Raw genomic sequence first — 24,222 nt, 5'->3', positions numbered from 1 at the left:
ATTTTTTATTATTTCAAATTAATTTTCTTGATTTTCTCCATATCAATCTTTGGTTCACGAGTAATGGTGAGTAACCCGTTAACCTCCTGCTGTACGTCGGTCAGCTGGGTGTAGCAGAAGCCGCTGACGTAATCCAGGTTTTTGATCGCTTGGGTGATGCCTTCGTAACGGGCCAGGAAATCTTCTTCATTCTTCACCTGGTTGCCGTAGCCCCATCCAGACTCGCTCGTGAAGGCGATCCCGCCGTATTCGCTGATAATAACTGGCTGGCCTTGATAGCTATAGCCGTTAGCGAATGGGTAGCGGTGTTTGTCATGGGCGAAGTCATTGCTGAGCAACGCGTCTTTATCCTTGTAACGTGCTTCGAGCACGGAGCCAAGCTCTTCGTAGTCATGCAGCGTGATGATGTCCGAGATGGTATGCTCCCAGCCATCGTTAACAATGACAGGTCTCATCTGGTCATATGACTTGGTCAAATGATAGATCGACTCCGTGAACTGCTGCTGCTTCCTGTCCGTGAAAATTTGTCCGATGCCCCACGATTCATTAAACGGCACCCAAGTCACAATACTTGGATGGTTGTAATGCTGGCGAACAACTTCCATCCATTCTTTAGTGAACCGCTCTACTGCGTCATCTCCGAATTCGTAAGTAGCCGCGATTTCTGACCAGACGAGCAAGCCCTTGCGGTCCGCCCAATATAAGTATCTTGGATCCTCGAGCTTCTGATGCTTACGCACGCCGTTGAAGCCAAGCGCCAGCGTTTTCTCGATATCCTCAATAATTGCTTCCTCGGATGGAGGCGTCAGGTGCGTATCTTCCCAGTAGCCTTGATCGAGTAGAAGACGTTGATAAAGCGGCTGCTTATTTAGTAAAATACGGTCACCTTTAATCTGAATACGACGCATACCGAAATAGGAGTATACGGTATCAACTGGCTGGCCGTCTTTCTTCAGAACAACCTCTACATCGTACAAATTCGGATGATTCGGGTGCCAGGAATGAATCTTCCACTCGTTAACATCGTTCATGACGCTTAAGTCCAGCTTCAGGAACATTCGGTCTGCATTCATTTCCATGGAGCGGATCAGTTTGCCATCATATCGAATAATCGTCTGCAGAGTCAGCCCTTCGTATGAACGGATCATGCTGCCCAGTTCATATTCGAATGTAACCGATGCTTCTTCCAGCTTAGGCGTGATTTTCGCTCTATTAACATGGTATTCATCAACGTATTCCAGCCATACGGACTGCCAAATGCCAGTCGTCTGTACGTACCAGCAACCGTAGTTTTTATCGGTCCAGCGTTGTTTGCCGCGTGGCTGCATGTTGCTGTTGCTATCCTCAACACGGAGAGTGATGCGGTTGTCTCCGCCAAGCTGCACAGCATCTGTAATATCAAAGGAGAACGCGGCATATCCGCCTTCATGCGAACCGACATAAACGCCGTTCACCCATAGCTTTGCCAAATAATCTACCGCTTGGAAATGGAGAATCACACGCTTGTCTCCCGTTTCCTCTGGTATATTGACATTACGTTCGTACCAGACGCACGGATGGAATTTCTCCTCGCCGATTCCGCTTGCTTTTGTTTCATATGTAAACGGAACTTGGATTTTCAGATCCGCATCCAGCTTGCTGTACCACTTGCTGCGTTCGCCTTCAAACGAATCATCAAAGCGGAAGCTCCATTCACCGTTTAATAATTGCCATTCGTCGCGCACCCATTGCGGCCGTGGATAATCCTTAACATATTTGTGCGTGCTGGTCATGTTTTTCTCTCCTTTTGTTAACCATTAGGTTAATATAATAAGTAATAACTTTATGATTCTAGTTCATATTATGGTTTAGGATATACATTATGTCAATATAAAGGTTAATTAATAAACCATTTAATTAACTAATAAGGGAGGAAGACAATTATGAATAAACCTTTAATCATCATCGTCAATGGATTTCCTGGTGCGGGAAAAACAACTTTAGCCAAGCGGCTTTCTCAAGACGTACGGCTGCCCTTATTGTCTCGGGACGGGATATATGAGACCCTGTTTGATGCATTAGATTGTGGGACCCATGGATCACCGCCTTTGCTGGCACCAGCAGCCTTTACGTTTATGTATTCTTTTGCGGGTACCTTACTGGCGGCTGGACAGTCGATGATTATTGAAGGTTTTTTTGGCAGGCCGGAATTAAGAGGTGCTGAGTTTCTTAAGTTGAAACAGGCGTATGATTATGAACCGTTTCAGATTATGTGCAGAGCCGATGGAGAAGTGCTGCTAGAACGTTATTATTCCCGGATGGGATCTGCAGAACGGCATGTTGGTCATCGGGACCAGGAGTGGATTGAACAAGTGGGCAATAAGGAGCGGCTCTTACATGAGAAACTTGAGCCTATGTCGATCGGCGGAACAATCGTTGAGTTGAATACAACAACCGAGTGTGATTATGCGGATTTACTAGAGCGTGTCCGCTCCAGATGTGGGATATGAATAGGGGTAAATAAAATCGGTGTTTCTGTTAAATAATCGTATTCTTATTTAAAGACTTATCGTATCAATTTCAATATGATAGTTCTAACGAGTACTCGAACATGTGAAAGAGTGTAACGGAATTATACCAACCATCACGGAGGATAACATGGAACGTAACATCACTGGAATCGAACGGCTGTCGCCATTTGTACGCTCCGTAAAGATTACGGAATCTGACTATCTCGTTGGGGAATGGGTGGATTACGATCATGTCTATACGTACATAGAACAAGGAGAAGCCGAGATTCTATTGGATGGCATTCAATATCAGCTAAAGGCTGGGGAAGCTATTCTATTTCCGCCGATGAAACTTCATTTTATACGATCCGTGTCCAGCGAGCCCTTGATTCAGTACATCTTTCATTTTGATTTATTTCATTGGGAAGACCAAAGCAAGTGGCAGCAAACAGGGGTTTCGCAAGGACAGCCATTCGTGATTAAGCCGGAAGAAGAACTTTTATCCACTCTATACCCAATTTCGTGCATCCACCCTGCGCATCGCTTAGAGGTGCATAAGAGATTTCATCTCCTTCATCAGGAATTTAGGAGCAAGCGCCCTTATCATCAGCTTTTTATGAAATCGCTGGCGCTGGAATTGCTCATCTACTTTTTGAGAAATCAGCATGAATCGAACGAAGGAACAGGGAGGAAAACAAAAGGCTGGGCTTCCATCGAGAAATCTATCTTTTATATTCAACAGGATTTCAGTAATCCTCAGTTAAACCTGGAGCAAATTAGTCAACATGCCGGGTTATCGACCAATCATTTATCCCATCTTTTTAAAGAGCAGCTGGGAATGACCATTCATAAATATGTGACTTATGTTCGCATTGAGGAAGCAAAAAGAAAACTGCTTGAAAACAGCCTATCTATTACTCAAATTTCGGAAATGGCAGGGTTCACATCGATCCATGCTTTTAGCAGAACGTTTAAAACCATTGTGGGTTTAACCGCAAGTCAGTTTATTGAGACTTATTCAGCAAGCGGCATTCACCGCAAACAGCTTGAATTAAATTCTTTTCAGGAGGATTAGGAATGAATAATAAGAAAATTGTATTCACCGCTCCATGGCAGGTAGAGACCCTTGAAGAGGTCTTGAGTATCGAGAAAATAGGGAAGCAGGAATTATTAGTGAAGAAGAAATTCACCTTAATTAGCCCAGGGACGGAGCTTGCATGTTTATCTGGCAATGAGGGCTGGTTCGCAATGCCGGGTCTTCCGGGATACTCGTCAGTAAGCGAGATTATCGAAATCGGCGAAGAGGTGCATGGTTTTCAGCCGGGTGAATATATATTTCACTATGGAGATCATAGCTTGTACTCCGTTATTTCAACGAGCGGGATAGTTTTGAAAGCGCCATCAGAATTGCCGCTCCACTGGGTACCTTTTACCCGAATGGCTTCCGTGGCGATGACCTCTCTTCGAATATCCGATATTGAGCTTGGCGATCATGTGGCTGTAACCGGCTTAGGTCTTATTGGTAACATGGCTGCCCAATTGGCTGCTTTACAAGGCGCTTCTGTTATCGGAATAGATTTATCCAGTAACAGATTGGAGACAGCTAAGGCATCCGGAATCCAGTATACAATAACGTCAGATTCCAAAGTGCAGGAGCAAATTGCCGAGATTACCCAAGGAAGAGGAGTATCGACTTTAATCGATGCCACTGGTATTCCAAAGGTCGTAACGGAAGGATTGCCTTGGGTAGCGAAATACGGTGAAGTTGTGCTGCTTGGTAGTCCGCGGGGCGAGTATCTGGGGAATATAACAGAACTTCTGAACTACGTACATTTGGACGGACACGGCTGTATTACCTTCAAGGGTGCTCATGAATGGAGATTTCCGGTAGAACCAGATTCGTATGTTAAACATTCCTTAACGAGGAATTCTCAAATCATATTTAACCTCATGCAACGTAACAAGCTAGCCATCGAACCTTTAATCAGTCATATTGTAAAGCCTGAGCAAGCGGCTAAAGCTTACGAAGGACTGCGCAATGACAAGGATCATTATCACGGGGTCTTATTTGATTGGTCTTAAAATGTTACTAGGAAAGGAAGGTTTATATCCATGCCTAACATTTCAGTTGCTGTACAGCCGTACACCGTTCGAGATCAACTTCAAAAGGATTATAGCGGAACGTTAAGAAAAATAGCAGGAATCGGATATAAAGGGATTGAACTTGGCCCACCTCCAACAGGGATGACCATTGCTGATCAAAAATCACTTCTGGATGAGCTTGATCTAAAAGTAATCGGATGTCATTCATCGTTAGAGGAGCTTGAATCAAATTCGGACAGTATGGTTGATTATCTGGAAGAAGTTGACGCAGAGAAATATGCAGCGCTATCCTTAGATTTTGATTCAAAAGAAGATGTGTTCATTAAAGCTGCCAAGCTTAATGAGATCGGTGCCCGATTAGGTCAACGGGGAGTGCAGCTGTTATATCATAACCACGATTGGGAATTTAAGAAGTTTGACGGCATCTCTATTTGGGATATCCTTCTGCAGGAGACCGACCCTTCATATGTAAAAATGGAGCTGGATACCTATTGGGTTCATCGCGGTGGCTTGGATCCTATCGAATATCTCGGTAAGCTTCGTAATCGCTGTCCCTTACTGCACATTAAGGACGTTGAAGCAGGGGAGGAAGCCTTTTTTGCAGAGATTGGTGAAGGCATTTTGAATTTTAATACCATCATCCAGAAGGCAGAAGAGATCGGTACAAAATGGCTCGTAGTCGAGCAAGATATGAGCCGGAGAGACCCTCTTGAAAGTCTCGCCATCAGTTACAGAAACCTGCAGCTTATACAGCAGGATACGGTCAGTCATTAGCAGAATCGATACTGCCTCTTCTTACGTCTATTCCCTATACTAGACTATATGTTTATTTAGGGGGAGAACGCATGAAAGAGAATCAATCGATTTCAAGGCTCGATATGCAGATGTCATGGTGGGGGATGTCGGGGCTACCTGCAGCTGGAGAAGTACGCAGCACTCAGGAACAGGTGGAAATGATTGCGGAAGCGGGCTTTGACGGCATCAACGGATTTATCCCATCTCCTCAGGATGAAGATACATGGAGACGTCTCCTGGAGCGCCATCATTTATCTTTTAGCGTGAATGCTTATCCGAAGACTTCTGAAGATATGGAGAAATTTCTGAAAAGGGCAAAAGAGTATGGCGGCATTCAACATATCAATGTTCAAGTGATGACGCCTTTTCTAATAGATGAGCCTGCTGTTCAGCTTCTCCATTCTATTGATGCTTTGTCTCGGGAGGCAGGAATTCCAACCTATATCGAGACGCATCGCGGTACGATTACTCAGGATCTACTACGTACGATTGATTACATCAAAGCGCTTGATACTCTTCGCCTGACGATTGATTTATCTCATTATGTGGTGGCTGGCGAGCTGCATACCATTTCGGACGAAGCGGAGCAGTTAATCCAGACTGTTCTGACACGCAGCTCGGCTTTTCATGCCCGGGTGTCTAATGGTGAGCAGGTGCAGGTCGACGTAGGGAAAGCAGGAGAACACCCTATGATGAGACACTTCGAACGCTGGTGGAGCGACGGCATGAAGAATTGGCAATCGGGAGCGGGAGAAGGAGATGTGCTGCCGTTTGTTGTAGAGCTTGGTCCGCCGTCCTATGCGATAACGACAGATGAATACGCCGGTCGTACCAATGAAATTAGCGATCGTTGGGAGCAGTCGTTGTTCTTTTTGAATACAGCTAGAAGACTTTGGTCGGAAATAAAGTAACTGTCCGTTAGTAGAGTGCTAGCAAAGCACAATAGGTCAATTCATAGCATAAAAAGTGATTATCAAGCTGCCCCGTTATATCCTAATATGTAGAGGTAGGAGGGGGAGATGATGTCATTGGATTATGAAGCTTATCTTTTTGTGCATTTTACCGGGGAGCATGAGGATGGAGAGCAGGTTTATTTCTCTGTAAGTCAGGATGGATTGCACTGGAATGATCTTAATCAAAGCCAGCCTGTATTAAAATCTGGTATTGGTGAAAAGGGAGTGCGGGATCCATTTATCATCCGTTCTCCGTTGGATAATAAGTTCTATATCATTGCTACGGATCTGCGGATTGCAAGTGATAAGGGCTGGGATACTGCGCAACACCGCGGCAGCCGCTCAATTATTGTTTGGGAGTCTTCTGATCTAGTGAATTGGTCCAGGGAAAGAAGTGTAGAGCTTGATCTTCCGTATGCGGGCTGTGTATGGGCGCCGGAAACGATCTTTGATGAGGAAGCCGGTGAACATCTTATGTTCTGGGCCTCGATGGTGAAAGAGGGAGACAAGGAGCCTAAGCAGATCATTTACAGCTCCAGAACGAAGGACTTTGTTACCTTCACGAAGCCTGAGAAATATATCGAGCGTGGCAATCATGTCATTGACACGACGATTATCAAAGAGGGTAATACGTATTATCGTTACTCGAAGGATGAAACAACGAAGTGTATTACGGTAGAAGAGAGCAGCTCCTTATCCCGTGATACATTCGTGGTTAAGAGCTCATCTGTTTTGGACAATCTGTTTGGGGTTGAAGGGCCTGAGGTGTTCAAATTTAATGATCGGAATGAATGGTGCCTGATGGTTGATCAATATGCAGCCGGCAAAGGGTATTTACCGCTCATTACCGAGGATTTGTCCAGCGGACAGTTCCGTATTCTGAACACGGAAGAGTACGACCTTGGAGCAGCAAAGAAGAGACATGGATCTTTCTTGAACCTTACTGGTAATGAATATAAAGCATTAGTGAAAGCATGGGGCATGTCGGCCGCCAAGTAAACGGCAGTCAAGTAAAACAAAAAAGCTTAGCATTGAGTACTCCATGCTAAGCTTTTTTGTTGTGTTTATTAGCAGCTGTTTACTCCGATGTAATGATCACTTGAATATCGTATTCGCTGCATATTTTATTAAATGGAGCAGGCGGCTCGGCGTCTGTGATTAGTACGTCGATATCGTCAAATGGACATACGCGGTGAAAAAGGTTTTTCTCGAATTTGGCTGAGTCTGCCAGAAGAATAACCTGATTAGCCCGCTTGATCATTTCCCGTTTCATATAAGCCTCTTCCACTGTAGGTGCAAATAAGCCTTCGGCAGTAATTCCGCATGTCCCCAAAAAGAGCTTATCTACTCGGATGTCGCTTAGCATCTCGATTGTGCGTGGTCCAAATGCATATCGATGCCAGGCGTGAAGCTCGCCGCCAAGCATATGGGTTGTCGTATGTGGCTTGTCGCAAAGAATTGCAGCGATATCAATGGAATTGGTAACCACGACATTGTCTTGAGTGGACATGAATTCGGCGATATATTGCGTCGTAGTTCCTGTATCGAGCATCAAATAATCACCGTTCTTGATTAACGATACCGCAGACAATGCAATGGAACGCTTGCAGCCAGCATCAGTGAGCCGTTCTTTATAACTGTTGATATGCTTGGTCATAGAAGGCAATACCGCACCGCCCCGTACGCGGAGGATCAGACCCTCCGATTCCATTTTGACCAGATCACGTCTGGCTGTATCGTAGGAGACCTCATACATCTTACAAATATCGGTCATACTTATATTTTGATTCAGCTTCAAATATTCGATGATCGATTTGATCCGTTCTTCTTGGTTCATATAATGCCCACCTTATAAGTGCTTCTTCTCTCATTATAAGCAAGCGGGCGTCTTATGTACAATTATTTTGTGCGTATTTCACTTATAAATATAAGTAAAATAATTAAATTTCATTGAAAACCTGCATGTAATCTCTTATACTGGTGAAAAGATATTACGGAGAAGGAGTGCTCGGGAATGAACAAAGTGAGCGTAGGATTAGTTGGTTTTGGATTATCAGGACAAGTCTTTCATGCTCCAATCATCCAGTCTATAGATGGAATGGACATTGTGAAGGTCGTCTCAAGCAACCCGGAAAAGGTGGCGCGATACTTGCCAAATGCGGCAGTCGTAGATTCATTGGATAACATGCTGTCTGATGAGAGCATCGATCTCGTTATTATAACTTCACCTAATCAGACGCATTATCCATTTGCCAAGCAAGCCTTACTTGCCGGTAAACATGTTGTTGTAGAGAAGCCTTTCGTTATTTCATCGGAAGAAGCTACCGATTTGATCGAGACAGCCAACAAGCAAAACAAGAAGCTCAGCGTGTATCAGAACCGGAGATGGGATAATGATTTTCTCACCGTCAAGAGCCTTATTGCCTCCGGTACATTAGGGGATATCGCCTCATACGAGACACATTATGATCGTTACCGGCCGCAAGTATCCGACAGATGGAGAGAGCAGGCTGGCCCTGGGTCAGGCATGCTGTACGATTTGGGAGCACATTTGATTGATCAAGCGCTGCATTTATTCGGGAAGCCGGCAAGCGTGTATGCAGATCTTTTTGCACAAAGAAAAGGCTCCGAGGTCGTTGATTATTTCCATCTTGTATTAACGTATGAGAATATGCGGGTCATTCTCCATAGCGGCTCTCTTGTCATGCAGCATGGTCCAAGGTTCCAGGTGCACGGCAGCCAAGGCAGCTTTATCAAGTATGGTCTGGATTCGCAAGAGGAGATGCTGCGGAAGGGCGGCCTGCCGGGGCAGCCGGATTGGGGCAAAGACCGGGAAGAATGGTACGGCGAGCTTACGTTAATGACTGACGGCAAGGCTGAAACGAGTAAGGTTGAGACTGAGCAAGGAAGTTATGAACGCTTCTATGAGGGGATGTACCAAGCGATAACGGACAATAAGCCTGTGCCGGTTGAGGCAGAGGATGCAAGGAATACGATCAGAGTCATTGAACTCGCGATGCAAAGCAGCGCGGAAAAAAGAGCGTTGCCCTTTGTGTAACACATAGGTGAAATAGGGGCTGTACCAGAAGCTAATTGATGAATTGGCTTAAGCGTCTGAGGATTCCTTAGAATAGGTGAGTTGCCAATAATCCCATTATCGATTAGAATACTGAATAAACGTTCAGTGTTATTACATGCATCATCCTACTAGATAGAGGTGAAGACTAAGTGAATAAGAAGCAGCAGCAAACCGAGCAGACAAAGAAGAGGATAGCTGATGCCGCTCGAGCTTTATTCGTGCAGAAGGGCTATAAGGCGACTTCCATTGAAGATATCGTGAAGGCAACCGGCTGCAGTGCCGGCAACATTTATTATCATTTCAAGAGCAAGGAAGGCTTGTTCCTGCATCTGATCGAGGATTGGAATACGGAGTGGGAGGTGAATTGGCTGGCGAAGGAGCCTCTCTATCCGACTACCATCGAAAAGCTGTATGGTATGGCGGAGCATCTGGCGGAAGATCAGCTGAATCACCCTCTTACTAAGGCCATTGATGAGTTTTTTTACAATGCAGAGAAAAATCCTGAAGTAGAAGAGCGCATTAATGAGATGGTTAAAGGTTATATTGATTTTAACCGAGAGCTGTTGCAGCGGGGGATCGATAATGGCGAATTCGAAACGACGAATGTGACTGGACTCGCTATTATTCTGGATAGTCTGATGTACGGTCTAAATCAGCATACGAGAAGAATGGAACGGGATGAAGCGCTGGCGGCTTACCGGCTGGCGATGGATGTGTTCTTGCACGGCATTGCCAAGACGGGCCGCTAGGCCTTTTTTTACGCAATAATCTAGAATGAATATTCAGTATTATGACAGCATGGAATCGGGGGGAAATAGAATGACGCTATTGCTAAAAAATCGGGGAGCAATGCTCATCCTGATGTTTAATTTATTGCTAGTCTTCACGGGGATTGGGCTCGTTATCCCGATCATGCCGAAGTTCATGGAGACGCTTGGTATTACCGGGGGAATAGTTGGCCTTCTTGTCGCTGCCTTCTCGCTGACACAGCTTCTGTTCTCGCCACTTGCAGGCCGTCTGTCGGATAAATTCGGCAGGAAAAAGATGATCGTCATCGGCATGATCTTATTTGCTGTATCGGAAGCATTGTTCGGATTTGCTTCTTCTTCCGTCCTGCTGTTTGTGTCGAGGTTACTGGGCGGCATTGCGGCAGCCATGATTATGCCTGCGGTTATGGCTTATGCAGCTGATGTTACAACCAAAGAAGAACGTGCCAAAGGTATGGGCTTTATCAACGCAGCGATTACAACCGGATTTATTATCGGTCCCGGTATTGGCGGCTATATTGCCGAATTCGGGATTCGTGCACCGTTTTATGCTGCGGGGGCAGCAGGTCTTGTTGCAGCCTTCATCAATCTGGTGAGTCTGCGGGAGTCGAGACCGGTAAAGGATGTGGGAGAGTCCTCAACAGCTCCGTCTACGACTAAAGCAAAAGGACAGGGAGGCCTTCTCAGCCAACTGAGGCATTCCTATCGCGAGCCTTATTTCTTAAGCTTAATTATTGTATTTGTCTTGTCCTTTGGCCTTGCTAATTTTGAGACCGTATTTGGATTGTTCGTGGATCATAAATTCGGCTATGAGCCTAAGGATATCGCCTTTATTATTACGTTTGGCTCGATCGCTGGTGCTGTTGTCCAGGTGACCATCTTCAGCTGGATCCTCCAGCAGTTTGGTGAAAGGCGTGTCATTTCGGTCTGCCTGCTGTTTGCCGGCCTATTTATTGCGCTGACGTTGTTTGTCCATCAGTTCTGGATGGTATTTGCCGTTACGTTTATTATCTTCCTCGCAATCGATATCTTGCGTCCGGCGATCAGTACCCAGATGTCGATGGTGGCCAGGGATCAACAGGGTTATGTAGCCGGTCTTAACTCTGCCTTCACCAGCCTTGGCAATATTGCAGGTCCGATCATCGCAGGATTCCTGTTCGATCTAGATATCAACTACCCGTACGCACTGGCTTGTATCGTATTGCTGCTAAGCTTCATGCTGACCTTACGGGAGAAGAAGCGCAGTCTGCAGAGAGCACGTTCATCTTCGTAAATTCATTGATTTTCCGTTTTTTCCTACAGATGTCGGTATATTTTATACCGGCGTCTGCTTTTTTTTAAAATATAAGCCCCCGTATAGATTTTCTCTATACGAGGGCTTATATTTTTCCGCGAAACATTTGCTGCTCCTCCTAAGGACGGCGCAGCCGTTACACTTATTTAATGCCATTATCAAAAAAATGAGCAACTTATCCCAAAAAAAGAGGCGCTTACTGACTTTGAAGTAAGCGTTTACACTAAAGGTGTCGACAAATCAGTTGTTTACTTCCGAGAGGAGGAAGGCTAGCCGTTGCAAGCTTAGCAAGCATCCATCGTCAGTCACAATCATTAAATTGGGATGAATAGGATGGTGTCAGCATGGTCAGTACGAAGGGGTTAAAGAGAAGAAGAGTAACGTCGGTCTTATTGGCGGGTACATTATTGCTTAGCGGTTCGCTGCAGGTAATGCCTGGTAAAGTCTCAGCAGATGCGGTTAGCTTTAACACGCAGGTTGGCGGCATCTTTGATGGAATGCCATTGTTTGATGGAGTTCCTTCGCACTTGGATGCATTCGTCGATACTTACTTTAATTATGTCGGACTTGAAGGCGCGGCTTTATATGCAACGGGTATCCGCGACAACTATACGTTCGTGATGGATGACAATCCGGTCAAGGGGAAAACCGTACCTGGGGGCATATCCGCAGCAGATAACGTGTACGGTGTATCGACCGATTTTCCGGCTCTTGTAGGCTTGGGGCAGACTTGGAATAAGGAGCTCCTGACGCAAGTAGGGCAAGTGATGGGCAGTGAGAAAATCAGCCAAAACAATGTAAAACAAGGCACAGCTAATATTCACAACGGTTCTAGTACTTCCAGACTGATTGCTTTCACTGCGTTATCGGATATGCGTATTAACCCGCTCAACGGACGTTTCCCGGAGGGTTATGGTGAAGATCCGTATTTGTCGGCAACGATGATCGACAATATGGCAGCAGGTCTCTCCGGTACGGATCAAAGCGCGAGTGAAGACGGCTTCTGGATCCGGGCCATTGTAGGAACCAAGCACTTCTCCATGTACAACGCGGAATGGTTCCGGCAATCTTCCAGTACGGCAGCCGGAGCGAGATCCATTTACGAGTATCAGACTCCATCTGCGTTTAAGGGATTAGCGTCGGGTTCAGTATCTGGCATCATGACTTCATTCGGCCGCACAAACGGCATTCCAAACCTTATTTCTCCTTACATGATTCTGGGCGATAACATAGCCAAATATGGCATGTACTCCTCGCCGGATTTTAACGGGGAGCAGCATTTGTATAACACAAGCTTCGGGAACGGCTATGATACCCAGTACACCTTGGACCGCAAACATGCGCTTGCGCTGATGGTGCTTGGTCATTCGGAGTCTGTTCGGGCAAGCGGCACCGATAAGACGGATGTCGTGACGCTGGCGAACGCTGTCAAAGAAGGTTTGTACGGCATTACCCTGCAGGATGTTCAAGCATCTGGTCGTCCACTTATCAATCAGCTTGTCCGCGCAGGTATATTTAACGAAGTGGATCAGAATGGTATTCCTAAATATTATCCGTTTGCCAGCCAGGCAAAGGATGTATCCTCTAATCTCACCAGCTTCAGCACCACGGCCCATCAAGAGGTTGCTCAGCAGGCTGCGAGAGAAACCGTTGTTCTGTTGAAAAATACGGACAATGCGCTCCCGCTTGCGAAAAACAAAAAAGCAGCTGTTATCGGTGCTTACGCCGATATGCGTATGAAGGCCCAATACTCGGCAAGCACACCAAGCCTTCCGACGGCAGGCAAAACACCATTATTCTCTATCCTCAGCACGATTGGCACTTCCAATGTTCAATTTAATACAGGCGGCGAAGTTATCGCACTTAAATCCAAGGCAAACGGCAAGTACCTGACTGCTGGAACTGCCGCAGGTGCACAACTGTCAGCTGACTATACGCCAGCCGGAGAAACATTCAACAATGCCCAGCTGTTCGAGGTTTATGACTGGGGTCAGCAAGCAACCAGTCTTGTCTCGAAGGAAAATAACCGTTGGGTGACAGCTCCAACCGCAAATAACTCGGCTGTTGGGAATACGGCAACAGCAAGCCTGCTGCTGACAAACCCAGACTGGTCTACCCTTACTTCTCTGGGCAATAACAGCACCGTGCCTGCCAAGCTTCGCTTCGAGAGCAACGCGGATAATTCCGTATCCATTATCTCAGGCGGATTAGGCTTCCAGACGGGTGTATACAGCGGCAGATTCCTGACAACTGCAGGGGATGGCAAGATCGCAACTGGCGCTGCAGCTATCGGCAATCAAACGAACTTGAATACACGCGGCGATGACGTGAAGTTCGAGAAAACAACAGTGAAGGAAGCAGGCGCGGACGCAGCTGCATTGGCCGAAACACAAGATTATGCCCTTGTATTCGTAGGCGCTCATCCAAGTAACAGTGCGGCAGAAGGCAATGACCGTGCCGATCTGTACCTTGGCACTAATGATTACAAGCTGGTGAAGAATGCAGCCGCTGCTTTCGCAGCGAAGAACAAGAAAACGATTGTGGTTCTGCTTGCAAGCTCGCCGGTTATTATGGAAGCTATTCAGAATGATCCTAACGTATCTGCCATCGTAGAACAGCCTTATTCCGGCGAATTCGATGCGCAAGGACTTGTTGATGTGCTCTATGGCGACTATGCACCAACGGGAAGATTGTCTTCCACGTGGTATGCAGATATGTCCGCACTTCCAGCAATCGATAAGTATTCGATTCCAGAAGGCAATGCAACAACATTAAGCCAGATCGATCCGCGTTATACGGTTGATATGTTTAATGCAGATCCGGTAGAAACGAAATTAACGTACATGTATACGAGTGCTCCGGTTACGTATCCATTCGGATATGGACTTGGTTATGCTGAATTTACTTACAAAGACTTCGTCTCTCCGTCTACAACCAGCAGCAGCTCGCCATTCAACGTGTCCGTCGAAATTACGAATGAGGGCAATATTGCAACATCAGAAGTAGTACAGCTGTATGCGAAGAAAAATGGCTCTGCATACGGTGCCGAGACACCTCAGAAGAAGCTTGTTGGTTACGAGAAGGTATCGCTTACAGCAGGTGAACATAAAGTGGTCACTCTGACTGTAGATCCTAAGGAYCTCGCTATCTGGGATGTGAATAAGGGAGATTACATCGTAGAGGACGGCTCCTACTCGCTTATGGTAGGCCACTCGTCAGACGATATCCGCTACACAAGCAATATTACGATTGCAGGTGACCAGCTCTCTACCCTCCCTGCAACAGAGAAGTTTAATGTGTTCGATCATGCCTTTGCTGCAAGTTATGTGAACTATTCGGAGGCTTCCAAAGCCCGGACGGTAGAGAGCTTGAGAGACGACAAAGTAGCAGGCGAATACTACACGGTTAATTCGAAGAAACAAGGCTCCTGGGTAGCCATGCCGAAAGCGGACTTCACCGGAGCGAACACGCTTGTAGCCAGCGTTGCGAGCAATGGAAGCGGCGGCAGCATTACGTTAAGAGCCGACTCTCCAACTAATGAGCCATTTGCAACAATCGCAGTGCCGGTAACGAGTGTATCCACCTACACGATGCCGACTGCGGCGGACCAAACCGTTAAAGAGCTTGGATTTACAGAAGTCGAAGCAGCAATTGACGATGCACCGCAAGGGCAGCACACGGTATACGTCGTGTTCGACTCTCCGGATCTGCGTATCGACAGCATGCAGGTGACGGAAAATGAGCTGACGATCAGCTCTCCGGCTGCTAATGCCGTTTTGCCCGGCGCAGAGATCGGCAGTGCTTATGATCAGCAGCTCACGCTTGGCGCAGTTGGCGGTACAACTCCTTATACATGGAGCGTGACGGGACTTCCGGATGGCTTGACCTTCGATCCAGCGACCGGACGAATTACCGGAACTCCTGCGGAAGGAACAAATGAAGCAAGCCCGTATACGGTGACGATTACGGTTACGGATGCCAATACGACTTCGATTTCAGTGACGAACTCACTGGTTGTCAACGCTGCTGGTGCTTTTAAAGCCTCCCTGAACGGAGTCAATCAAGTCTACTCCAATGCTCCATTTAGCCTTAACATTGGCTTAAGCCATGTATCTTCACCGCTGCTCGCTCAGGATATCGAGGTAAGCTATGATTCCAGTGCGGTTGAGTTCCTAAGTGCGGAGTCTCTGGCGGATGGTGTGAGCATTGTTGGTACAGATTCGGATGATCCTGGAACGGTGCGGATCCTGCTTGTCAGTGAAGGTCCGGACCATGCCGTATCAGCTGATGGTAATGTGATTAAGTTGAATTTGAAAGCCAAGGCGCTCACGCAAAACCAAACAGCAGCCTTCGCGATCACAAACGCTGTATTCTCGGATGGTACTACGGAGATTACGGCAGAACCTGGTGATTCGTTAAGCGTTCAAATTCTGTACGTCAATAATCATGCGCTGCTTGATAAGATCACAGAAGCACAAGCCTTCCATGATGCTGCAGTTGAAGGATCAGCACTTGGTCAATACCCTGCAGGCTCCAAAGCAACTTTGCAAGCGGCAATTGATGCAGCGATTACGGTTGCTGGAGGTACACCAACTGAGCAGCAGGTTCAAGATGCTGTTGCAGCACTTAGCCAAGCGCTTCAAGCGTTCAAGCAGCTTGTTGTAACGCAGGTTGTAGGCGATGTTAATGGTGACAATAGAATCAGCGTGCTCGATCTGGCTCAAGTGTCCGTCAACTATGGCAAAACATCGCAATCTACAGATTGGAATGCGATAAAACGGATGGATCTTAATAATGACGGCGTTATCGATATTTCCGACCTCGTCATGATCGCGCAAAAAATTCTGCAATCTTAATTCAAAGAGGAGGAGGGGGTGACCCTTCCTCCTGCTTTCATGGGGGAGATTATCGATGCTGCGGAAATGGTTCTTATCTACAATCGCCTTATGTTTGCTATTGTCCGGTGTTGCGGTTACTTCGGTGTCAGCGGCAGCAGCTTCTTATTCTATCAGCACGGATAAGACTAGCGTCGGCTTGAATAAAGCGTTAATCGTAACGGTTAATGGGAATGATTTGAAGGATGTTTATGGTTATGAGATCGTCCTTTCTTATGATACAAGCAAGCTTACTTTTCAATCAGCGAATAATGTTTTGCCGAAAAACAATACATCCGAACAGAACGGCTTCGCAATCTCTCCTATTAAATCGGGCAATAAAGTGACTTTCGCTTATACAAAGGTGGGTTCGGTTTCAGGTGCTTCCGGGGCTAAATCTCTAGCTGCCTTTACGTTTAATGGACTAGCAGAAGGAAAGGCTTCGGTAGTTATTGAATCCGTTAAGATTGTCCGCACGGATTTGACGGCCGATAAGCAAACGCCAAATAAAACCTTACAGGTGAATATCCTGGCTTCCACGAATGTCAGCGGCGAATTTAAAGATGTTGCTGCAAACTTCTGGGCGAAGGAGGCCATTACTAGAGCGGCTAAGCTTGGCTTCGTCAATGGTTATACAGATGGTACGTTTAAACCGCTTAAGCAGGTTACAAGGGCGGAATTTGTGACGATGATGGCGCGTGCGCTGCAATTACCTCTTAATGGGGATAATTCAGCTGCAGCCTTTAAGGATAATGACAAAATCGGCAATTGGGCGAAGCCTTATGTGGAGAGCGGAGTGGCTGCAGGCTGGATCAAGGGCTTTGCAGACGGAACGTTCCGTCCTGATCTTCCGATTACCCGTGCGGAAATGACTGTTATAGCAGTTCGTGCGCTTAAGCTGGATACCGAGCAAGCCGGTCAGCTTACATTCGCAGACGCAGACAGCATACCGTCTTGGGCGAAGGAGGCTGTTGCAGCTGCCGTTAAAGCCAGTCTCGTGAACGGCCGGGGCAATAACAGGTTTGTACCTGCAGATTCTGCGAATAGGGCCGAGGCTGTGACGATGATCTTACGAATTGTTGATTATAATAAATAGCGAATGCTGCACGTTAGAAGCCCGGAATCCTAGTGATTCCGGGCTTATTCGTATATTCTGCGTAAAGTTTGCGAATACTGAATATTTTCGCTTGAAATCTCGTATCTCCTACTGATAGACTGAACATCTGCCTGAAAGAGTAGTGCCAAATTCGAAGGAGGCTTATACCAATCTATGAATCAGGATTTTATTGAAATCGTTAACGCAAGAGTGAACAATCTCAAGAACGTCAGTGTACAGATCCCGAAAGGAAAGATCACGATCTTCACAGGGGTATCCGGTTCAGGCAAGTCATCCATCGTATTTGATACGATTGCCCAGGAAGCAGGAAGGCAGTTAAATGAAACGTATAGCAGCTTTATCCGGACTTTCCTGCCGCGTTACAGCAGGCCGGAAGCTGATGAAATTAGAAATTTAGCTACGGCGATTGTAATCGACCAGAAACGTCTGGGAGGTAATGCCCGTTCTACGCTTGGTACAGTTACGGACATTAACTCTTTACTGCGTCTGTTGTTTTCGCGTTTTGCCGAGCCTCATATCGGTTACAGCAACGCTTATTCCTTTAATGATCCAAGCGGTATGTGCCTCGAATGCGAAGGGATTGGCAGGTCGATTACGCTAAATGTGGAAGCCGCATTGGATATGGACAAGTCATTAAACGAAGGAGCTATTCTGCTTCCGGCTTTTGCGCCAGGTACTTGGCAGTGGAAGTCGTACGGGGAATCAGGCTTCTTCGATAACGATAAGAAGATTAAAGACTTTAGTGAAGAAGAACTGGACAAGCTGCTGTTCGCAGAGCCTCAGAAGGTTACCGTCACTTATCAGGAGAGCGATATTAATGCCACCTATGAGGGGCTTGCCGTCCGGTTTATGCGTCAGAATGTAAAGACCGACAGGGTAACTTCCTCCAAAGGGGCCGATAAGCTGAGCAAGTTTACAACGACCGGCAGATGCCCTGTCTGCAGGGGCAAACGGTATAATGAGAAGGTTTTATCCTCCAAAATGATGGGTTATTCGATTTACGACATGACCGTCCTGCAGCTGGATGAGCTGATTCATGTACTGCAACGCATCGACAACCCGGTGGCAAAGCCGATCGTGGATGGTCTTGTGGAACGACTCCGAAACCTGGTTGAAATCGGACTTGGCTATATGGACTTAACTCGGGAGACAGCTACTTTATCCGGCGGTGAATCCCAGCGGGTGAAGATGGTCAAGCATCTGTCGAGCAGCTTAACCGGGCTAATGTACATTTTCGATGAGCCTAGTACGGGTCTGCATCCAAGAGATGTATACCGTCTGAATGAACTGCTGGTCAAGCTCCGTGACAGAGGCAACACTGTACTCGTCGTCGAGCATGATCCGGATGTCATTCAAGTGGCAGATTATATCATTGATGTTGGACCCAAAGCTGGCTCAGGCGGCGGAAAGATTATGTACAGCGGCAGCTACGAGGGCTTGCTCACATCGGGAACCCTTACAGGCGAGTATTTAACCCGTCATGAGGAATTAAATGCTAATCCAAGGCCAGTCTCGGAATTCTATGAAAGCAAGCGAAGCAGCCTTCATAATTTGAAGAACGTCAGCCTCTCTGTTCCCAAAGGCGTCTTCACGGTTATTACTGGTGTAGCGGGCTCAGGTAAAAGTACACTTGTTAATCAAGTGTTTGCGCATGATTTTCCCGAGGCGATTCGAATTGATCAAAGTGCGGTGAACGGCAATATCCGCTCTAATCCAGCAACCTATTCAGACATTATGGGGTCGATCCGTAAAGCATTTGCGGATGCTAATGACGTATCGGCCGGGCTGTTCAGCTTTAACTCCGAGGGCGGCTGCGAGGCCTGCAACGGAACAGGTTCGATTGAGCTGAACATGTCATTTATGGACAAGGTGGAGATAGAATGCAGCGAATGCAACGGCAACCGCTTCAAACAGGAAGTGCTTCAATATGAGTACAAAGGGAAAAATATTGTCGCAGTGATGGAAATGACGATTACCGAAGCAGAAGACTTCTTCGAAGCCAAAGATATCCGGACTAAGCTGAAGGGTCTGGAATTGGTGGGTCTTGGTTATCTGACTTTAGGCCAGCCGCTTTCAACGCTCTCAGGCGGCGAATGCCAACGGCTGAAGCTGGGTAAAGAGCTGAATAAGAAAGGTAATATCTATATTCTCGACGAACCAACAACCGGTCTTCATATGTCGGATGTGTCCAACATTTTGAATATTATTAATGAGCTGGTCGAGAAGGGGAATACCGTAATTGTGATTGAACATAATCTGGACGTGATCCGCAAGAGTGATTGGATTATTGATTTGGGGCCGGATGGCGGCTCAGGCGGCGGGGAAATGATATACGAAGGACCGCCGGCAGGGATCTTAACCTGCGAGCGTTCGGTTACGGCAAAGTATTTGTAGTCTAGAATAGACAGCTCTGTTCACTTGATGCTATTGGTCAAGCTGAGCAGGGCTGTTTCTTTTTTAAACCCGATTAAACGGATTGGATATTGAGAACATATAGAGCCCGGCTACATATGCTGATAGCAAGCAACACATTGTGGCAGCACGAGGGGAGCATGCGTACAGATGGGCAGAGAGTTTACAGCGCTGTTTGACGAATGGTCGGAGTCTTATGATCGTACGGTTGCCGGGGAAGATGTGGAATATCGGGAAGTATTCGAAGGATATGACCGCATCCTTGAAGCGGTAGCGGATAGGGTAAGCGGCACGGTTGTAGAGTTTGGCGTTGGCACAGGTAATTTGACCGAGAAATTGCTTGCGAAGAGCGATAAGGTATACGGAATAGAGCCCTCAGAAGGGATGCGCCGGGAGGTGCTCAAGCGGGAACTGCCGATGGAGCTCTTGGACGGCGACTTTTTGGAATTTCCAGAGCTGCCTGCTTCGATTGATGCGATTGTAAGCACGTATGCTTTTCACCATCTGACGGATGTGGAGAAAGAACGGGCAGTCGCGTTGTACAGCCAGCTGCTTGCCCCTGGAGGGCGTGTTGTATTTGCAGATACGTCATTTGCAAGTGCGGAGGAGCGGCATGAGATTGAACAATCTGCGCTTGAAGCGGGATTTTTGAATCTTTATCAAGATTTGCGCACGGAATATTATACGTCTTTGGAGATCCTGAATAAGCTGTTCATGGAGCATGGATTTACGGTCAGCTTCACCCGCCTCAATCGTTATGTCTGGCTGCTGGAAGCAGTCAAGCTGGCCTAGAAACTGCACCTCCAGATGGGAACAGCAGAGGAGAGATGCTTACATGGCTGTATATCGCAATGTCCGTGAGCTGATCGGGAATACACCAATCGTTGAACTGACCCGTTTTCCGTTACCCGCAGGTATCCGGTTATTCGCTAAGCTGGAGATGATGAATCCCGGGGGCAGCGTGAAGGACCGTCTTGGGCTTGCGCTGCTTAACGACGCGGCGGAGCGGGGAGAACTGAAGCCCGGGGGAACCATAATAGAGCCGACAGCCGGCAACACTGGAATTGGCTTGGCACTAGCCGCAATTGGGCTTGGCTATAAAGTGATGTTTGTTGTACCTGAGAAATTCAGCATCGAGAAGCAAACATTGATGCGTGCGCTTGGTGCGCAAGTCGTCCATACTCCAACCTCAGAAGGAATGCTCGGAGCAATAAGTAAAGCGGAAGAGCTTGTACGGAGCATTCCGGGAGCGTATACACCGTCACAGTTCTCCAATCCGGCTAACCCTGCTGCCTATTATTCAACGCTTGGTCCAGAGCTATGGCAGGAGCTGGAGGGGCAGATTGATATCTTTGTTGCAGGTGCGGGAACCGGCGGTACTTTTATGGGGACAGCTCGCTATTTGAAGGAGCAAAGTCCGTCTGTGAAGACCGTGATTGTTGAACCGGAGGGCTCGATATTGGCAGGCGGAGCGGCAGGCTCCCACCGGACGGAGGGTATTGGCGTGGAAAAGCTTGCTCCGTTTATGGATCCTTCTTATTTCGATGCCATTCATACGATATCGGATGATGATGCTTTTGCTCGTGTGAAGGAGCTGGCAAGGCTGGAAGGACTGCTTGTTGGAAGCTCTTCCGGTGCTGCGCTTGAAGCTGCTCTGAGGGAAGCGGAGCTTGCCCCGCATGATAGCCGGATTGTTACGGTGTTCCCGGATGGCAGCGAGAGGTATCTCAGCAAGCAGATTTACGGGGAGTAAGGAGGCTGCAAGGGATGAAGCGATTAACGAAGCTGATCCACGGCGGTACGCCGGTTGATCCGCATACAGGTGCGGTAAGTGTGCCGATCTATCAGACCAGCACCTATAAACAGGATGATATTGGCGTTCACCGCGGCTACGAATATTCACGTACAGGCAACCCGACACGGCATGCCCTGGAGGAATTGATCAAGGAGCTTGAAGGAGGAGCGCGCGGGCTCGCCTTCAGTTCGGGGATGGCCGCTATTCATACGGTGCTGTCCCGCCTCGATAGCGGTGATCATCTGCTTGTAACCGATGATGTGTATGGCGGAACGTTCCGGATCGTAACTCGCGTGCTGGCGCGGCTTGGCATCGAGGCTACCTTCGTAGATACGGCGGATATGGTTGCGCTAGAGGAGGCTGTGCGGCCTACCACCAAAGCTTTGCTGGTAGAAACGCCAACGAATCCGCTGCTGAAGCTGACGGATATTGCTGCTGTATCTGCCTGGGCGAAGACTCAAGGCCTGATGTTTATCGTAGACAACACGTTTGGTACGCCGTATTGGCAGACACCTCTGACGCTTGGCGCTGATGTTGTTGTTCATTCGGCGACCAAATATTTAGGCGGGCATAGCGATGTTGTTGCTGGGCTGGTTGTAACGGCTGATGAGAAGCTGGGCGAAGAGCTGCATTATATTCAGAATGCCGTTGGCAGCGTGCTTGGTCCTCATGATTCATGGCTTCTGATGCGGGGGATGAAGACTTTAGGGCTTCGTATGGAGGCGCATGAGGCGAATGCCCGCGCAATCGCTAGTGTTCTTGCTGACCATCCAGCGGTACGGAAGGTTTATTATCCCGGGTTACCGGAGCATCCGCAGCATGAGCTGGCAAAGCAGCAGGCGCTTGGCTTCGGTGGAATGATCTCCTTTGATGTCGGAAGCGCGGATCGGGCAGCGGAAGTGCTGCGGAAAGTGAAATATTTTACACTTGCTGAAAGCTTAGGCGCGGTAGAAAGCCTTATCTCTGTTCCTGCACGAATGACGCATGCGTCAATTCCGAAGGAGCGGAGAGAGCTGCTTGGCATTACTGACGGGCTGATCCGCATCTCGGTTGGCATTGAGGACCGTGAGGATCTGATCGCAGATCTGGTGCAGAGTTTGGGAGAGTAGTGTGGGGAGTGGGGCTGTTCCAAGCCAGTTCGGCTGGTGGAACAGCCTTTTTTGCTGCTCTTTAAGTCCGATCAGGAGGCTTAAGTTGGATTTACTACAGTCTAATTCAACTTGCGGTTACTTAGGCTGGACTTATGTTGGATTTGCTCCAGTCTATTCAGCAAGTCATAGCTCAAAAGGGGCAAGCGGCAGCTTTTAACTGCATAAAATCCAACCTAGCCTACCTTGTCTAGCAAGTAAATGGAGCTTCATTGGACAAAATCCAACCTAACGTGTATGAGACAAGAGTGCGGGAAATATGAATGCGGCTGTTCAGAATATTGACTTCAAGTAACAAAGAAGAGCTTTATGTCGCACCAGTTCGCCGAGCATTCCGATAAGCCATAGGAGTCATCTGATACTGCTCGGCGAATATTCGGTAGAGGAATCCGAGGCTGCTGTATCCCACATCATGGGCAACGTCCTCAATGGGACGATCTGTGTTCGCGAGCAGGCCCGCCGCATGGATCAGACGCTGGGTTTTGACCAGCTCGATAAACGTTTTGCCGGTTCTCTTCTTGAGCATATTGCCGATGTAATTGGCATTAAAGCTGAAGGCTTTCGACAGCTGGGTTAGGCTGCAGTCCCGATAGTTCTTCTCAATATAATCGAGAATCTGGATCAGGTCGGCTTTGGCAGCCCCTTGCAGACTTTCGTTGTTCGTTCTGACAGTATAAACTCTCATTAATTCTGTAAAGATGAGCATGGTGTAGTTATAGATCATCTCCTGAGCGTAGACCCGGCTGCCAAACGCTTCGCCCATCATATTTTTCATGAAAAGTTGCAGGTCCTTATGCCCCTCCGACTCAAAGACGATGTACCGGTTATGATTCGTATTCTCCGTAATCGCATTAGCCAGGAAATCCGAGACAATTCCCCTCGATCCGAAACGACTTAAGAAGGAGGAAGTGAAGGTGTCTTTCTTCATGATTATATTAATGAGCAGGTCATCTTCCCCCATAGCTTCAATGCTGTGAACAACCTCGGAATCCAGAAGACAAACTTGTCCCTCTCGAAGCATTACTTCTTCACCATTAATCGTCTGCCTGCACGTTCCGGAATAGATATAATTCAGCTCGATAAAATCATGATAATGCGGCGGCATCGGAGCAAAGCGGTTATGCTTGCGAATATGAATCGGCCCATTGGTGAAAAAAGGAGAATCCGGCATCCGGAAGGGGACGGTTATTTCCCGCTGCCGTGGTGCAGAAGGAATGTCATTCACGTTCTCCTTCCACTCGAGCTGCCTTGCTTCCGTCTCATTGACTTCTTTTAAATACCTATCGAGCTGTTGGTGGTTCACCATAATCCCCCTGTCTTCATCATCTGTAAATCGGAGAACGATATCCGTAAAAGCGGAATTGTTAGGAGCGATAGAAAGCGTTTTAATAAGAAT

At 47.4% G+C, this 24,222-nt stretch carries 18 protein-coding genes; 15 read left to right on the top strand and 3 right to left on the bottom strand.

Annotated features, from left to right (window positions below):
• Positions 1–8 precede the first annotated feature (8 nt).
• Positions 9–1,772, bottom strand: a complete 1,764-nt coding sequence (locus tag AB4Y93_RS10750) for a glycoside hydrolase family 2 protein (protein WP_441891708.1) — start codon at positions 1,770–1,772, stop codon at positions 9–11.
• 150 nt (positions 1,773–1,922) lie between these two features.
• Between AB4Y93_RS10750 and AB4Y93_RS10745 the strand changes: the two genes are divergently transcribed.
• The 6 genes from AB4Y93_RS10745 (at position 1,923) to AB4Y93_RS10720 (ending at position 7,339) form a co-directional block, all read left to right on the top strand.
• The gene (locus AB4Y93_RS10745; protein WP_441891706.1) at positions 1,923–2,489 is read left to right on the top strand and encodes an AAA family ATPase; all 567 of its coding nucleotides are present in this window, start codon (positions 1,923–1,925) and stop codon (positions 2,487–2,489) included.
• 148 nt (positions 2,490–2,637) lie between these two features.
• On the top strand, positions 2,638–3,564 hold the full coding sequence (locus AB4Y93_RS10740; RefSeq protein ID WP_441891704.1) for a helix-turn-helix domain-containing protein: 927 nt from the start codon (positions 2,638–2,640) through the stop codon (positions 3,562–3,564).
• Positions 3,565–3,566: 2 nt separating this feature from the next.
• Positions 3,567–4,571, top strand: coding sequence for a zinc-dependent alcohol dehydrogenase (locus AB4Y93_RS10735; RefSeq protein ID WP_441891702.1), 1,005 nt, complete (start codon positions 3,567–3,569; stop codon positions 4,569–4,571).
• 30 nt (positions 4,572–4,601) lie between these two features.
• A complete protein-coding gene (locus AB4Y93_RS10730) occupies positions 4,602–5,366 on the top strand; it encodes a sugar phosphate isomerase/epimerase family protein (protein WP_441891700.1) in 765 nt (254 codons plus the stop codon).
• A gap of 71 nt (positions 5,367–5,437) precedes the next feature.
• A complete protein-coding gene (locus AB4Y93_RS10725; protein ID WP_441891698.1) occupies positions 5,438–6,298 on the top strand; it encodes a sugar phosphate isomerase/epimerase family protein in 861 nt (286 codons plus the stop codon).
• Between the two features lie 108 nt (positions 6,299–6,406).
• Positions 6,407–7,339, top strand: coding sequence for a glycoside hydrolase family 43 protein (locus tag AB4Y93_RS10720; RefSeq protein ID WP_441891696.1), 933 nt, complete (start codon positions 6,407–6,409; stop codon positions 7,337–7,339).
• A gap of 79 nt (positions 7,340–7,418) precedes the next feature.
• Here the strand turns inward: AB4Y93_RS10720 and AB4Y93_RS10715 are convergent, their stop codons facing one another.
• On the bottom strand, positions 7,419–8,177 hold the full coding sequence (locus AB4Y93_RS10715) for a DeoR/GlpR family DNA-binding transcription regulator (protein ID WP_441891694.1): 759 nt from the start codon (positions 8,175–8,177) through the stop codon (positions 7,419–7,421).
• Positions 8,178–8,354: 177 nt separating this feature from the next.
• Here AB4Y93_RS10715 and AB4Y93_RS10710 point away from each other — a divergent pair, with 177 nt between their 5' ends.
• From AB4Y93_RS10710 to AB4Y93_RS10670, 9 genes are all read left to right on the top strand, one after another.
• A complete protein-coding gene (locus AB4Y93_RS10710; protein WP_441891692.1) occupies positions 8,355–9,398 on the top strand; it encodes an oxidoreductase in 1,044 nt (347 codons plus the stop codon).
• A gap of 170 nt (positions 9,399–9,568) precedes the next feature.
• The gene (locus tag AB4Y93_RS10705; protein WP_441891690.1) at positions 9,569–10,168 is read left to right on the top strand and encodes a TetR/AcrR family transcriptional regulator; all 600 of its coding nucleotides are present in this window, start codon (positions 9,569–9,571) and stop codon (positions 10,166–10,168) included.
• A gap of 70 nt (positions 10,169–10,238) precedes the next feature.
• Complete coding sequence (locus AB4Y93_RS10700; protein WP_441891688.1) at positions 10,239–11,459, top strand: MFS transporter; 1,221 nt, start codon at positions 10,239–10,241, stop codon at positions 11,457–11,459.
• Between the two features lie 365 nt (positions 11,460–11,824).
• The gene (locus tag AB4Y93_RS10695; RefSeq protein WP_441891686.1) at positions 11,825–16,336 is read left to right on the top strand and encodes a glycoside hydrolase family 3 C-terminal domain-containing protein; all 4,512 of its coding nucleotides are present in this window, start codon (positions 11,825–11,827) and stop codon (positions 16,334–16,336) included.
• A gap of 55 nt (positions 16,337–16,391) precedes the next feature.
• A complete protein-coding gene (locus tag AB4Y93_RS10690; protein WP_441891684.1) occupies positions 16,392–17,450 on the top strand; it encodes an S-layer homology domain-containing protein in 1,059 nt (352 codons plus the stop codon).
• A gap of 174 nt (positions 17,451–17,624) precedes the next feature.
• Positions 17,625–19,865 carry an ATP-binding cassette domain-containing protein gene (locus AB4Y93_RS10685; RefSeq protein ID WP_441891682.1) on the top strand — a complete coding sequence of 747 codons (2,241 nt, stop codon included), beginning with the start codon at positions 17,625–17,627 and terminating at the stop codon, positions 19,863–19,865.
• A gap of 168 nt (positions 19,866–20,033) precedes the next feature.
• Positions 20,034–20,675, top strand: coding sequence for a class I SAM-dependent DNA methyltransferase (locus tag AB4Y93_RS10680; RefSeq protein WP_441891680.1), 642 nt, complete (start codon positions 20,034–20,036; stop codon positions 20,673–20,675).
• A 43-nt stretch (positions 20,676–20,718) separates the two neighbouring features.
• Positions 20,719–21,636 (top strand): PLP-dependent cysteine synthase family protein, encoded by a 918-nt coding sequence (locus tag AB4Y93_RS10675; RefSeq protein ID WP_441891678.1) that lies wholly within the window; start codon positions 20,719–20,721, stop codon positions 21,634–21,636.
• A gap of 14 nt (positions 21,637–21,650) precedes the next feature.
• A complete protein-coding gene (locus tag AB4Y93_RS10670) occupies positions 21,651–22,787 on the top strand; it encodes a bifunctional cystathionine gamma-lyase/homocysteine desulfhydrase (RefSeq protein ID WP_441891676.1) in 1,137 nt (378 codons plus the stop codon).
• Between the two features lie 346 nt (positions 22,788–23,133).
• Here the strand turns inward: AB4Y93_RS10670 and AB4Y93_RS10665 are convergent, their stop codons facing one another.
• Positions 23,134–24,132: an AraC family transcriptional regulator gene (locus AB4Y93_RS10665; protein WP_441891674.1), complete on the bottom strand. Its 999-nt coding sequence runs from the start codon at positions 24,130–24,132 to the stop codon at positions 23,134–23,136.
• Positions 24,133–24,222 lie beyond the last annotated feature (90 nt).

The sequence above is a fragment of the Paenibacillus sp. YAF4_2 genome, from assembly GCF_052113225.1.
Lineage (GTDB): Bacteria > Bacillota > Bacilli > Paenibacillales > Paenibacillaceae > Pristimantibacillus.
This window is presented reverse-complemented; position numbering and strand designations above follow the sequence as displayed.